A 12624-nucleotide genomic window follows, 5' to 3' on the forward strand; every position below is an offset into this window, starting at 1 on the left:
TGGGCCGGTAACGGCAGGGACCATGACGGTCGACCATGCGCCCCCGGATCACCGGGGGCTTTTTTGTGCGCAGGGCGCGACAGACAGACAGGGAAACGGCACGATGACAGGGCAGACGCAATCGGCGCAGACCGGCAGGCAGATGACGGGCGCGAAGATGGTCGTGCAGGCGCTGAAGGATCAGGGCGTCGACACGGTGTTCGGCTATCCCGGCGGCGCGGTGCTGCCGATCTATGACGAGCTGTTCCAGCAAAACGACATCCGCCACGTGCTGGTGCGCCACGAACAGGGCGCGATCCACGCCGCCGAAGGCTATGCCCGCTCGACCGGCAAGCCCGGCGTCGCGATCGTCACCTCCGGCCCCGGCGCCACCAACGCCGTCACCGGCCTGACCGACGCGCTCTTGGATTCGATCCCGATCGTCGTGCTGTCGGGCCAGGTCCCGACCTTCATGATCGGCTCAGACGCGTTCCAGGAGGCCGACACGGTCGGCATCACCCGCCCCTGCACCAAGCACAACTGGCTGGTGAAGGAGACCGACCGGCTGGGCCAAACGCTGCACGAAGCGTTCCACGTCGCCACCGCCGGCCGTCCCGGCCCGGTGCTGGTCGACATCCCCAAGGACGTGCAGTTCGCCACCGGCAGCTATGGCGGCAAGGAAACCCGCTCGACCCGCTACGCGCCCGCCGTCAAGGGCGACCGCGCCGCGATCGAGGCGCTGGCGCGGGCCATGGAGACCGCCAAACGCCCGGTCTTCTACACCGGCGGCGGCGTCATCAACTCCGGGCCCGAGGCCTCGAAGCTGCTGCGCGAGCTGGTCGCGGCGACCGGCTTCCCGATCACCTCGACCCTGATGGGTCTCGGCGCCTACCCGGCCTCGGGCGAGCAGTGGCTCGGCATGCTCGGCATGCACGGTCTCTACGAGGCCAACATGGCGATGCATGGCTGCGACCTGCTGATCTGCATCGGCGCACGCTTCGACGACCGGATCACCGGCCGCATCGACGCCTTCTCGCCGAACTCGATCCGCGCCCATATCGACATCGACCCCTCCTCGCTCAACAAGGTGATCCGCACCGACATCCCGATCATCGGCGACGTCGCCCACGTGCTGAAGGATCTGCTCGAGGCGTGGTCGGCGGGCGGCCGCAAGACCGATCGCGAGGCGCTGGCGCAATGGCAGGCGCAGATCGGCGAATGGCGATCCAAGGACTGCCTCGCCTTCCGCAACTCCGACAAGGTGATCAAGCCGCAATACGCTTTGCAGCGGCTCGAGGCGCTGACCAAGGACCGCGACCGCTACATCACCACCGAGGTCGGCCAGCACCAGATGTGGGCCGCGCAATATCTGGGCTTCGAGGATCCGAACCGCTGGATGACCTCTGGTGGCCTCGGCACGATGGGCTACGGCTTCCCGGCCTCGGTCGGCGTGCAGATGGCGCATCCCGACAGCCTCGTCATCAACGTCGCCGGCGAGGCGTCATGGCTGATGAACATGCAGGAGATGGGCACCGCGGTGCAGTATCGCCTGCCGGTCAAGCAGTTCATCCTCAACAACGAGCGTCTGGGCATGGTGCGCCAGTGGCAGGAGCTGCTGCATGGCGAGCGCTATTCCCAGAGCTGGTCCGAGGCGCTGCCCGATTTCGTCAAGCTCGCCGAGGCCTTCGGCGCCAAGGGCATCCTGTGCAAGGATCCCGCCGATCTCGACGACGCGATCATGGAGATGCTCGATCATGACGGCCCGGTCATCTTCGACTGCCTTGTCGAGAAGCACGAGAACTGCTTCCCGATGATCCCCTCAGGCAAGGCTCATAACGAGATGCTGATGGGCGAGGTGTCCACCGCCCACGCCATCGAAGCCGGCGGCGCGGTGCTGGTGTAAAATGGACTTGAGCGACCCTCGTATCGCAAAGTATTTCGCGCTGTCCTTGGTTTTTCTTTCGTTTGCGAATTACTTTCGGTTTGCTAACGATGCCGCAAACGGAAGAATATCACCATGGATTGACTGGCCTGCGGGGCTGCTTAGTCTTTTAGCATTGGGGTTTTGCGTTCTCGGGAGCGTAACCCTGATGCGTGAGGACACTGGCGATGGCACACCAATAATTCTTGCAGCTACGGCTCTAGTAGCTGCACCCATGAGCTTCTGTCACTTGTATCTGACGATGGACTTGTATGGGTCGTGCTTTAAGGCAGGAACGATGGTTTCGCCTTGGGACATCATATACTTCTCCTATTCTTCTTTTACGACATTGGTATACGGCGATGTGGTGCCGGTTGGATGGTGTCGCCACTTATCCGTTATTTCCGCTCTGAGTGGATACGTTCTTCTAGGGATATTTATCGCTAGTTTGATCAATAAAACGAAAGGCACTTAATGCCATGCTGAACATCAAGGAAGGCTCGACCAGCCACTCCGCCTACAATCTGCGCTCCACCTTCTCCGACGTTGAGGAGCGCCACACCCTTGCGGTGATCGTCGAGAACGAGCCCGGCGTGCTGGCCCGCGTGATCGGCCTGTTCTCGGGCCGCGGCTACAACATCGAAAGCCTCACCGTGGCCGAGATCGACCATACCGGTCACATGTCGCGGATCACCCTCGTCACCTCCGGCACGCCGCAGGTAATCGAACAGATCAAGGCGCAGCTGGGGCGCATCGTGCCGGTGCACGAGGTGCACGACCTCACCGTCGAGGGCCCCACGGTCGAGCGCGAGCTGGCGCTGTTCAAGGTGCGCGGCGAGGGCGAGCACCGGGTCGAGGCGCTGCGCCTCGCCGACATCTTCCGCGCCAACGTGGTCGACTCAACGCTCGAAAGCTTCGTCTTCGAGATCACCGGCACCCCGGACAAGATCGACGCCTTCGCCGATCTGATGCGGCCCCTGGGCCTCACCGAGCTGGCCCGCACCGGCGTCGCCGCCCTGTCGCGCGGCCCCGAGGCGCGCGTCTGAAACCTGCGCGGACACGCTGACGCCGCGCGAGGCTTGCCCCCGCGCGGCGTTCCTGCCTTGCTGTGGGCCTGAGCGACGGAGGACCGCATGGCGCAGAAGATCATCATCGACACCGATCCCGGCCAGGACGACGCCGTGGCAATCCTGCTGGCGCTGGCCTCGCCCGAGATCGACCTGCTGGGGATCACCGCCGTCGCCGGCAACGTGCCGCTCGACCTGACCCAGCGCAACGCGCGGCAGGTGGTGGAGCTCGCGGGCCGCGACACCCCCGTCTTCGCCGGATGCGACGCACCGCTCGCGCGCCCTCTCGTCACCGCCGAGCACGTGCATGGCAAGACCGGCCTCGACGGCATCGCCCTGCCCGAGCCGACCCTGCCCCTGCAAGCGCAGCACGGCGTCGATTTCATCATCGAGACGCTGCGCCGCGAGGCCCCGGACAGCGTCACGCTCTGCCCGCTCGGGCCGCTCACCAACATCGCCACGGCGTTCCAACGCGCGCCCGACATCGTTGAGCGGGTACGGCGCATCGTGCTGATGGGCGGCGGCTGTTTCGAGGGCGGCAACATCACCCCCGCGGCCGAGTTCAACATCTATGTCGACCCCGAAGCCGCGAAGATCGTCTTCGGCTGCGGCCGCCCCATCACCGTGCTGCCGCTCGATGCGACGCACAAGGCGCTGACCTCCAGAGACTGGATCGCCACGATGCGCGGCATGGGCCGGATCGGAGAGGTGGTGGCGAGCTGGACCAATTTCTTCGAACGTTTCGACGTGGCGAAATACGGCTCGGAGGGCGCGCCGCTGCACGACCCCTGCGTCATCGCCTGGCTGCTGCGCCCCGAGCTCTTCAAGGGCCGCGAGATCAATGTCGAGATCGAGACCGGCTCGGAGCTGACGCTGGGCATGACCGTGGCCGATTGGTGGGGCGTCACCGACCGGCCCGCGAACGCGCTGTTCATCGGCGATGTCGATCGCGACGGCTTCTTCGAACTGTTGACCGAGCGGATCGGGCGGCTCTGACCGACCTCTGGCGCGCCTGCCACCACCCGGCCGCCATGCGTATTTGAGGAACAAAGTGGCCCGCGACGCCAAAATCGGCGGCGCTCCGCTTGGTTCGGCGGCGCGACGGCATAGATCGGGTGCATGAGCCTGCACATCGCCTTCGACAATTCCTATGACCGCCTGCCCGACCGCCTGTTCACGCGGCAGGCGCCGGTCCCCGTGGCGGCACCGGGCTGGATCGCCCTCAATGACGGGCTCGCTCGCGAGCTCGGGCTCGATGCGGACGCGCTGCGTTCCGAGGAAGGGTTGGCGATGTTCTCGGGCAACGCCGTGCCCGAGGGCGCGGCGCCGCTGGCCCAGCTCTATGCCGGGCACCAGTTCGGCAACTGGAACCCGCAGCTGGGCGACGGGCGCGCGATCCTTCTGGGCGAGGTGGTGGGCCCGGACGGCATCCGCCGCGACATCGCGCTCAAGGGATCGGGGCGCACGCCCTATTCCCGCATGGGCGACGGCCGTGCCTGGATCGGCCCGGTGATCCGCGAATATCTGATGAGCGAGGCGATGCACGCGCTCGGCGTGCCGACCACCCGCGCGCTCGCCGCCGTCACCACCGGCGAGGAGGTGATCCGGGAAACCGCCCTGCCCGGCGCGGTGCTGACCCGCGTGGCGCAAAGCCATATCCGTGTCGGCACCTTCCAGATCCTCACGGCGCGCGGCGATCTGGAGGGGCTGCGCGCGCTGGCCGATCACGCCATGGCGCGGCATTACCCCGAGGCGGGTTCGGTGCCCGAGATGCTGGCGCAGATGGTGGCGCGGCAGGCCGATCTGATCGCGCAGTGGATGAGCCTCGGCTTCATCCACGGCGTGATGAACACCGACAACTGCTCGGTCGCCGGCGAGACCATCGATTACGGCCCCTGCGCCTTCATGGATGCCTACCACCCGGGCCGCGTCTTTTCCTCGATCGACGCCTATGGCCGCTATGCCTACGGCAATCAGCCGCAGGTGGCGCTGTGGAACATCGCGCAGTTCGCCACCGCGTTGGTGCCGCTGATGCCGGACCAGCAACGCGCTGTCGACGACTTCACCGCGATCATCAACCGCTTCGCGGATCTCTACCAGGAGGCGTGGATTGCCCGGTTCGGGGCCAAGCTCGGCCTGCCGGACCCGCGCCCCGAGGATCGCCCTCTGATCGAGGGGCTGCTCACGGCCATGACCGGCGCCGAGACCGATTTCACCAATGGCTTCCGGGCACTGGCCGAGGATGCGCCGGAACGTACCGGCGCCTCCCCCGAGTGGATCGCCCGGTGGCGCGCGCGCGGGCCCGATTTCGGCATCGCGGCCGCTGCCAACCCGGTGGTCGTGCCGCGTCTGCACCGGATCGAGGCCGCGATCACCGCCGCCATGGCCGGCGATCACGCTCCGTTCCACGAAATGCTGGGTGTCGTGACCCGGCCATTCGACCCGGATCCGGCGCTGGCGGAACGTTACGTAGCGCCACCGCAGGAACACGAAAAGGTCGACAAAACTTTCTGTGGCACGTAAAAGCGACCGGATCATTCGCCATTTTTCCGACAGGACCCGCCGATCCATGCCGGTCCCGACCAAGAGGCCGCCTGTGAAAGACGTTTCCGATCACTCGGCCGAGCGGCGGGCGGACGCGATCCGCTCGCTCGGGATCATGGACAGCGAGGACGAGGCGGATTTCGACGAGATCACCGCCTATGCGGCCGAGATCTGCGGCGCGCCGATCTCGCTGGTCACGCTGGTGAGCACCGACCGGCAATGGGCGAAATCCGCCTTCGGCACCGAGCAGCGCGACTACAGCATGGACGAGTCGATCTGCTCGCACGGCCTCACCGGGCCCGATTTCCTCGAGATCGAGGACACCGCCACCGATCCGCGCACCTGCGACAACCCGCTGGTCACCGGCCCCGAGGCGATCCGCTACTATGGCGGCGCCATCCTCAAGCTGAACGACGTCACGCCGATCGGCGCCCTGTGCATCCTCGACCGCAAGCCGCGCCGCCTGTCCGATGAGACCAAGCGCCTGCTGGTGATCCTCGCCCGTCAGGTGACGCGGCGCATGGAGCTGCGCCGGGCGCTGGCGGTGCAGGAGACGCTGGCCAACGAGGTCGACCACCGGGTCAAGAATTCGCTGCAGATGGTCACCGCAATGGTGCGGATCCAGCGCGCGCAGGCGCAGAGCGACGAGACCCGCGACGCGCTCGCGGTGACGATCGACCGGCTTTCGGCGATCGCGCTCCTGCATGCCGAGCTGCACAAGGTCTCGGCCCGCAACGAGATCGCGCTGCACCAGTTCCTGCCCGACATCTTCCGCCATCTCGACAACAGCCTGCCCGACAACGTGGTGATCTCGCACAGCCTCGTGCCGATGCTGGTGCGCTCCGAGGTCGCGACCTCGCTGGCGCTGCTGGTCAGCGAAGCGATCACCAACGCCGCCAAGCACGCCTTTCCGCAGGCGCGCGCGGGACGGATCACGGTGACGCTTGAGCTGAACGGGGCGATGGGTCGGCTCACGGTTGCCGATGACGGCGTCGGCAGCGACAGCCTGCGGGCCGAACCCGGGGGCGGCAGTGGCCTCGGCCGGCAGATCATCGATGCCTCGGTGGCCCGGATCAACGGCGAGATCCGCCGCGAAAGCGGCGCGGGCGGCACCGCGATCGAGGTGCGCTTTCCGGCACCGCGGCTGCTGCCTCACGACTAGCGAAGCGCCGCGGCCCGCGCATGGGGCCGCGACGCCGGCGCGCGTCACTCGGTGACGCGCACCTCGCGCATCACGTCGGGCTCGCCGATCACCGCGCCGTTCGGACCCTCGCCGCGCTTGATCGCGTCGAGCACCTCGAGACCTTCGGTGACCTGCCCCACGACCGTGTACTGGCCGTTGAGGAAATCGCCCGGGGCGAACATGATGAAGAACTGGCTGTTGGCCGAGTTCGGGTCCTGGCTGCGCGCCATGCCGACGGTGCCGCGCTCGAACGGGATGTCCGAGAACTCGGCCTCCAGATCGTCGCGTTCGGAGCCGCCCATGCCGGCCATGGCGGCGTCGCCGCCCTCGCCGCCGAACTCGACGTCGCCGGTCTGCGCCATGAAGCCGTCGATCACGCGGTGGAACATCACCCCGTCATAGGCGCCCTCGCGCGCCAGCGCGGTGATCTGCTCCACGTGGTTCGGCGCGACCTCTTCGAGCAGGTCGATCTTGATCGTGCCATTGGCCTGCCCCGCGACGTCGATCTCGAGCCCGGTGGCGGCGGCGGGGCCGGCGGTGAGCGCCAGCAGAACGGCGAGCTTACGCATCGGCGGCCACCTTCACGCTGATCATCCGGTCGGGATTCGCCGGCGGCTCGCCCTTGGTGATGGCGTCGACATGCTCCATCCCCTCGATCACCCGGCCATAGACGGTGTACTGGCCGTTGAGGAAGTGGTTGTCCTTGAAGTTGATGAAGAACTGCGAGTTGGCCGAGTTCGGGTTGGCCGAGCGCGCCGCGCCCAGCGTGCCGCGGTCATGCGGCAGCTTGGAGAATTCGGCCGGCAGGTCCGGCTTGTCCGAGCCGCCGGTGCCGGCGCGGCGCGGGTTGTAGTCCTTTTCCATGTTGGCGTGCTGCACGTCGCCGGTCTGCGCCATGAAGCCGTCGATCACGCGGTGGAAGGCGACGTTGTCATAGGCGCCGGCGCGGGCCAGCTCCTTCATGCGCTCGGCGTGCTTCGGCGCCACGTCGGGCAGAAGCTCGATCACCACGCGGCCGTCCTTCAGCTCGATGATGATGGTGTTCTCGGGGTCCTTGATCTCGGCCATCGCCGGTCCTCCTGCTGCTTTGCTCCCGACATAAGGCCGTGCGACGACTAAGCCAATGGCTTGAGAGCCCGGGCCCCCGGCGCTACCTATTCGCCAACGCGAAACGGAAAGGACGCCGCATGGGCTGGAAGACGATCGACGAGATGGACCTCGCGGGCAAGCGGGCCCTCGTGAGGGTGGACGTGAACGTGCCGGTCGAAGCGGGCCGCGTCACCGACGCGACCCGGATCGAGCGCATCCTGCCCACCGTGAACGACATCGCGGACAAGGGCGGCCGGGTGATCCTGCTGGCGCATTTCGACCGGCCCAAGGGCCGCGTGGTGCCCGAGATGTCCCTGAAGCAGATCGTGCCGACGCTCGAGGAAAAGCTCGGCCGCAAGGTCGCCTTCGCCGAGGATTGCGTGGGCGACGCGGCGCAGGCGGCGGTCGACGCGCTGAGCGACGGCGAGGTGCTGCTGCTCGAGAACACCCGCTTCCACCCCGGCGAGGAAAAGAACGAGCTGGAATTCGCCGAGAAGCTCGCGCATCTGGGCGATCTCTACGTCAACGACGCCTTCTCGGCGGCGCATCGCGCCCATGCCTCGACCGAGGCGCTGGCGCGGCTGCTGCCCGCCTGCGCCGGCCGGCTGATGGCCGAGGAGCTTTCCGCGCTCGACAAGGCGCTGGGCAACCCCGAACGCCCCGTCGTCGCCGTGGTCGGCGGCGCCAAGGTCTCGACCAAGCTCGACCTGCTGTCGAACCTCGTCGAGAAGGTCGACACGCTGGTGATCGGCGGCGGCATGGCCAACACCTTCCTCGCGGCCCAGGGGCTCGATGTCGGCAAGTCGCTGTGCGAGCACGACCTGACCGGGACCGCGAAGGAGATCGCGCAGAAGGCCGCCGACAAGGGCTGCACCATCCTGCTGCCGCGCGATGTCGTGGTGGCGCGCGAGTTCAAGGCCGGCGCCGCGAGCGAGACGGTCAAGGCCGAGGACACGCCCGCCGACGCGATGATCCTCGACGCCGGCCCCGACAGCGTCGCGCATGTCGAGATGGCGCTCGAGAACGCCAAGACGCTGGTCTGGAACGGGCCGCTGGGCGCCTTCGAGATCGAGCCCTTCGACCGCGGCACCGTCGCGGCGGCGAAGAAGGCGGCCGAGCTGACCAAGGCCGGCAAGCTGGTCTCGGTCGCGGGCGGCGGCGACACCGTGGCCGCGCTCAACGCCGCGGGGGTGGCGCAGGACTTCTCCTACGTCTCGACGGCGGGCGGCGCCTTCCTCGAATGGATGGAAGGCAAGGTGCTTCCGGGCGTGAAGGCGCTGGGCGCATGAGCGGGAGCACGCAGATGAACCACGCCCGCACCGACCTGGTCCCGCAAAGCCGCGGCTGGACGCTGATCACCGGCGCCTCCTCCGGTCTCGGCGTCGAATTCGCCCGCATCGCCGCGCGCGGCGGCCGCCGGCTGATCCTCTCGGCCCGCTCCGAGGACAAGCTCGAGACGCTGGCCACCGAACTGCGCGAGCGCGTCGAGGTGGTGGTGATCCCCGCCGATCTCGCCCGCCCCGGCGCCGCCGAGCGGCTGTGGCGCGAGGCCTCCGAGGGCCGTCGCATCGAGATCCTCGTCAACAATGCGGGCCTCGGGCTGCAGCGCCGCTTCGGCGATGGCGGCACCGAGGAGGTCGAGACCCTCGTCGCGGTCAACGTCTCGGCCGCCACCGTGCTGATGCAGGCCGCCGTCGCGCATATGCGCAAGGAGGGCGCCGGCCACATCATGAACGTGGCCTCGGTCGCGGCCTTCATCCCCGGCCCCGGCATGGCGGTCTACCACGCCACCAAGGCCTACCTGCTGTCGCTCTCGGACGCCGTGTCGAGCGAGCTCTCGGGCGAGGAGATCGACGTCACGGTCACCGCGCTCTGCCCCGGCCCGGTCGATACCGGCTTCTTCGAGGCGGCCGGCATGGCGGCGGGCGGTCCCTCGGGCCCGATGCGCCCGGCGCGGGCCCGCGACGTGGCGCAGGCCGGCTGGGAGGCGATGCTGGCGGGGCGCCAGACCGTGGTTCCCGGCGGCATGACGCGGATCGCGGCGCTTGCCGGGCGGGTGCTGCCGCGCGGCCTGACCGCGCGGATCGCGGGCCGCGCCTACGGCCGGGGCTGATCCCGAAACCCCGTGCGATCACGGGGGTTTGGTGGCGCTAACAGTGCCGCCCGGTGGCGCTAACAGGATTGTGAGCCGCCGGGCGGAGCCCTAGGTTTGCCGCAACCGCAAACCGAAAGGCTCCCCATGCAGACCACCGAAACCGTCCGCGACATCCTTCGCAACTACGAGGGCGAGACCCCCGGCGTGAAGGCCAACCTCGCCCGGATGCTGATGGCGGGCAAGCTGGGCGGCACCGGCAAGATGATCATCCTGCCGGTCGATCAGGGCTTCGAGCACGGCCCGGCCCGCAGCTTCGCGCCCAACCCCGAGGGCTACGACCCGCATTACCACTACCAGCTCGCCATCGATGCCGGGCTCAACGCCTATGCCGCGCCCCTGGGCATGATCGAGGCGGGCGCCGACAGCTTCGCCGGCCAGATCCCGACCATCCTGAAATGCAACAGCGCCAACTCGCTGATGTCCGGCACCGCCGGCAAGAACCAGGCCGTCACCGCCTCGGTCGATGACGCGCTGCGGCTGGGCTGCTCGGCGATCGGCTTCACGATCTACCCGGGCTCGGACTGCGCGCTCGAGATGTTCGAGGAGATCGTCGAGATGCGCAAGGAGGCCGCCGCCAAGGGCGTGGCCACCGTGATCTGGTCCTACCCGCGCGGCGAGGCGCTCGACAAGGACGGCGAGACTGCGATCGACATCGCCGCCTATGCCGCGCAGATCGCGGCGCTGATCGGCGCCCATGTCATCAAGATCAAGCTCTCGACCGATCACCTGTCGCTGCCCGAGGCCAAGAAGGTCTACGAGGCCGAGAACATCGACATCTCGACCCAGGCGACGCGGGTACGCCACTGCGTGCAGTCGGCCTTCGGCGGCCGCCGTCTGATGGTGTTCTCGGGCGGCGCCAAGAAGGGCGCGGATTCGGTCTATGACGACGCCCGCGCGATCCGCGACGGCGGCGGCAACGGCTCGATCATCGGCCGCAACTCGTTCCAGCGTCCGCGCGCCGAGGCGCTGGAGATGCTCGGCAAGCTGCAGGACATCTATCTGGGCAAGGCCTGAGGGACAGCCTGACCGGATCGACTGCGCCAAAGCGGCAATCCGGTCACGGTCTCCGGCAATAAGGCGCCAAGGCGGCGGAAACGCGATGTTTCCGCCGCCTTTTTCGTGGCATACTGGTCGCAGCCGCCCGACCCAAGAGGTGGCACACGAGGCACGAGTGATGTTGAAACGCACCCCTTCTCTGGGCCCCGCCCTCTACCTGATCGGCATGCTGCTGATCGGTCTCTACTTCACCTTTGCCGCCGTTCAGGGCGATTACGGCGTGTTCCGCCGGGCCGAGGTCGAGGCCGAGGCCCGGGGCCTGGAGAAGGAACTCGCCAGCCTGCGCGAGGAAGTGGCGCGGATGGAGAATCTGACCCGCCGACTCTCCGACCGCTATCTCGATCTCGACCTGCTCGACGCCCGCGCCCGCGAGGTGCTCGGCATGATCCGCGCCGACGAGATCGTCATCCGCTGACCCTGCGGCAGCCCCGGCTGCCTTGTTTTGCTGCGCCGCGCCGGGAAATCCGGGCGCGGCCGCCGTCATTCCGCGCATGGCCGAATTGCCCTGTTGCATCCGGCCCAACTTCTGTAAGTGATAGTTCAAGGCTAAACTATCCGTCACAGCGCGAAGGGAGACGCCATGGCGACCCGGAAGACCTCCGACACAGGCCCCGCCAAGGGTTCCAATCCTGCCCCCAAGGGCTCCAACATCCCCGCAGAAGAGCTGAAGCACTACTACCGCGAAATGCTGCTGATCCGGCGCTTCGAGGAGAAGGCGGGCCAGCTCTACGGCATGGGTCTGATCGGCGGCTTCTGCCACCTCTATATCGGCCAGGAGGCCGTGGTGGTCGGGCTCGAGGCCGCGGCCGAGGAAGGCGACAAGCGGGTCACCTCGTATCGCGACCACGGCCACATGCTGGCCTGCGGCATGGACCCCAAGGGGGTGATGGCCGAGCTCACGGGCCGCGAGGGCGGCTACTCGAAGGGCAAGGGCGGGAGCATGCACATGTTCTCGAAGGAAAAGCACTTCTATGGCGGCCACGGCATCGTCGGCGCGCAGGTGCCGATCGGCGCCGGCCTCGCCTTCGCCGACAAGTATCTCGAGAACGGCCGCGTGACCTTCGCCTATTTCGGCGACGGCGCTGCGAACCAGGGCCAGGTCTACGAGACCTACAACATGGCGCAGCTGTGGGAGCTTCCGGTCGTCTTCGTGATCGAGAACAACCAGTACGCGATGGGCACGAGCGTCCAGCGCTCGACCAAGTCCCCCTCCCTGTGGGAGCGCGGCGCCGCCTACGGCATCAAGGGCGAGGAAGTCGACGGCATGGACGTGCTGGCGGTGAAGGAAGCCGGCGAGCGCGCCGTGGGCCACTGCCGCGAGGGCAAGGGTCCCTACATCCTCGAGATCAAGACCTACCGCTACCGCGGCCACTCGATGTCCGACCCCGCGAAGTACCGCTCGCGCGAGGAAGTGCAGAAGATGCGCGACGAGCGCGACCCGATCGAGCAGATCCGGCAGGTGCTGCTCTCGGGCCAGCACGCGACCGAGGACGACCTCAAGGCGATCGACAAGGAGATCAAGGAGATCGTCAACGAGTCCGCCGAGTTCTCCAAGGAGAGCCCAGAGCCCGCGCTCGAGGAACTCTGGACCGACATCTACGCTAAAGAAGCCCCGCAGGAGGCCTGATCC

The 12624-nt window shown here is 67.6% G+C and carries 13 protein-coding genes; 11 read left to right on the forward strand and 2 right to left on the reverse strand.

Annotation, left to right across the window (positions count from 1 at the left end; all coding sequences use genetic code 11):
• The first annotated feature begins 103 nt into the window (after positions 1–103).
• The 6 genes from ACRAQ3_RS08530 (at position 104) to ACRAQ3_RS08555 (ending at position 6673) form a co-directional block, all read left to right on the forward strand.
• The gene (locus ACRAQ3_RS08530; RefSeq protein WP_432254315.1) at positions 104–1882 is read left to right on the forward strand and encodes an acetolactate synthase 3 large subunit; all 1779 of its coding nucleotides are present in this window, start codon (positions 104–106) and stop codon (positions 1880–1882) included.
• Positions 1883–2162: 280 nt separating this feature from the next.
• A complete protein-coding gene (locus ACRAQ3_RS08535) occupies positions 2163–2375 on the forward strand; it encodes an ion channel (RefSeq protein WP_432256271.1) in 213 nt (70 codons plus the stop codon).
• A gap of 4 nt (positions 2376–2379) precedes the next feature.
• A complete protein-coding gene (ilvN, locus tag ACRAQ3_RS08540; RefSeq protein ID WP_085897319.1) occupies positions 2380–2946 on the forward strand; it encodes an acetolactate synthase small subunit in 567 nt (188 codons plus the stop codon).
• Between the two features lie 87 nt (positions 2947–3033).
• A complete protein-coding gene (locus ACRAQ3_RS08545) occupies positions 3034–3963 on the forward strand; it encodes a nucleoside hydrolase (RefSeq protein ID WP_432254316.1) in 930 nt (309 codons plus the stop codon).
• 123 nt (positions 3964–4086) lie between these two features.
• Positions 4087–5490 (forward strand): protein adenylyltransferase SelO, encoded by a 1404-nt coding sequence (locus tag ACRAQ3_RS08550; RefSeq protein ID WP_432254317.1) that lies wholly within the window; start codon positions 4087–4089, stop codon positions 5488–5490.
• Positions 5491–5563: 73 nt separating this feature from the next.
• Positions 5564–6673: a sensor histidine kinase gene (locus ACRAQ3_RS08555; protein ID WP_432254318.1), complete on the forward strand. Its 1110-nt coding sequence runs from the start codon at positions 5564–5566 to the stop codon at positions 6671–6673.
• Positions 6674–6717: 44 nt separating this feature from the next.
• Here ACRAQ3_RS08555 and ACRAQ3_RS08560 read toward each other — a convergent pair whose 3' ends face one another.
• Together ACRAQ3_RS08560 and ACRAQ3_RS08565 are read right to left on the reverse strand one after the other, a co-directional pair.
• Positions 6718–7263 (reverse strand): peptidylprolyl isomerase, encoded by a 546-nt coding sequence (locus ACRAQ3_RS08560; RefSeq protein WP_432254319.1) that lies wholly within the window; start codon positions 7261–7263, stop codon positions 6718–6720.
• Positions 7256–7762, reverse strand: a complete 507-nt coding sequence (locus ACRAQ3_RS08565; protein ID WP_085897324.1) for a peptidylprolyl isomerase — start codon at positions 7760–7762, stop codon at positions 7256–7258. Before ACRAQ3_RS08565 ends, ACRAQ3_RS08560 begins: the two co-directional genes overlap by 8 nt.
• A gap of 119 nt (positions 7763–7881) precedes the next feature.
• Here ACRAQ3_RS08565 and ACRAQ3_RS08570 point away from each other — a divergent pair, with 119 nt between their 5' ends.
• The 5 genes from ACRAQ3_RS08570 to pdhA all read left to right on the forward strand — a co-directional run bounded on the left by ACRAQ3_RS08570 (position 7882) and on the right by pdhA (position 12621).
• Positions 7882–9072: a phosphoglycerate kinase gene (locus ACRAQ3_RS08570; protein ID WP_432254320.1), complete on the forward strand. Its 1191-nt coding sequence runs from the start codon at positions 7882–7884 to the stop codon at positions 9070–9072.
• Positions 9069–9896 carry an SDR family NAD(P)-dependent oxidoreductase gene (locus tag ACRAQ3_RS08575; protein ID WP_432254321.1) on the forward strand — a complete coding sequence of 276 codons (828 nt, stop codon included), beginning with the start codon at positions 9069–9071 and terminating at the stop codon, positions 9894–9896. The genes ACRAQ3_RS08570 and ACRAQ3_RS08575 overlap by 4 nt, the downstream gene beginning before the upstream one ends.
• 126 nt (positions 9897–10022) lie before the next feature.
• Positions 10023–10952 (forward strand): class I fructose-bisphosphate aldolase, encoded by a 930-nt coding sequence (locus ACRAQ3_RS08580; RefSeq protein WP_432254322.1) that lies wholly within the window; start codon positions 10023–10025, stop codon positions 10950–10952.
• A gap of 160 nt (positions 10953–11112) precedes the next feature.
• Entirely contained in the window at positions 11113–11409 is a 297-nt protein-coding gene (locus ACRAQ3_RS08585) for an FtsB family cell division protein (RefSeq protein WP_085897328.1), read from the forward strand.
• Positions 11410–11574: 165 nt separating this feature from the next.
• Entirely contained in the window at positions 11575–12621 is a 1047-nt protein-coding gene (gene pdhA, locus ACRAQ3_RS08590; RefSeq protein ID WP_269397167.1) for a pyruvate dehydrogenase (acetyl-transferring) E1 component subunit alpha, read from the forward strand.
• Positions 12622–12624: the final 3 nt, after the last annotated feature.

The organism is Limimaricola sp. AA108-03, from assembly GCF_050847355.1.
Classification (GTDB): Bacteria; Pseudomonadota; Alphaproteobacteria; order Rhodobacterales; family Rhodobacteraceae; genus Limimaricola.

What these genes read in the sequence shown, in the direction of transcription:
- pdhA (WP_269397167.1), top strand. Translation starts at nt 11,575, where the DNA reads ATGGCGACCCGGAAGACCTCCGACACAGGCCCCGCCAAGGGTTCCAAT.
- ACRAQ3_RS08585 (WP_085897328.1), top strand. Translation starts at nt 11,113, where the DNA reads ATGTTGAAACGCACCCCTTCTCTGGGCCCCGCCCTCTACCTGATCGGC.
- ACRAQ3_RS08565 (WP_085897324.1), bottom strand. Translation starts at nt 7,762, where the DNA reads ATGGCCGAGATCAAGGACCCCGAGAACACCATCATCATCGAGCTGAAG.
- ACRAQ3_RS08560 (WP_432254319.1), bottom strand. Translation starts at nt 7,263, where the DNA reads ATGCGTAAGCTCGCCGTTCTGCTGGCGCTCACCGCCGGCCCCGCCGCC.
- ACRAQ3_RS08575 (WP_432254321.1), top strand. Translation starts at nt 9,069, where the DNA reads ATGAGCGGGAGCACGCAGATGAACCACGCCCGCACCGACCTGGTCCCG.
- ilvN (WP_085897319.1), top strand. Translation starts at nt 2,380, where the DNA reads ATGCTGAACATCAAGGAAGGCTCGACCAGCCACTCCGCCTACAATCTG.
- ACRAQ3_RS08535 (WP_432256271.1), top strand. Translation starts at nt 2,163, where the DNA reads ATGGACTTGTATGGGTCGTGCTTTAAGGCAGGAACGATGGTTTCGCCT.
- ACRAQ3_RS08545 (WP_432254316.1), top strand. Translation starts at nt 3,034, where the DNA reads ATGGCGCAGAAGATCATCATCGACACCGATCCCGGCCAGGACGACGCC.
- ACRAQ3_RS08570 (WP_432254320.1), top strand. Translation starts at nt 7,882, where the DNA reads ATGGGCTGGAAGACGATCGACGAGATGGACCTCGCGGGCAAGCGGGCC.
- ACRAQ3_RS08550 (WP_432254317.1), top strand. Translation starts at nt 4,087, where the DNA reads ATGAGCCTGCACATCGCCTTCGACAATTCCTATGACCGCCTGCCCGAC.
- ACRAQ3_RS08580 (WP_432254322.1), top strand. Translation starts at nt 10,023, where the DNA reads ATGCAGACCACCGAAACCGTCCGCGACATCCTTCGCAACTACGAGGGC.
- ACRAQ3_RS08530 (WP_432254315.1), top strand. Translation starts at nt 104, where the DNA reads ATGACAGGGCAGACGCAATCGGCGCAGACCGGCAGGCAGATGACGGGC.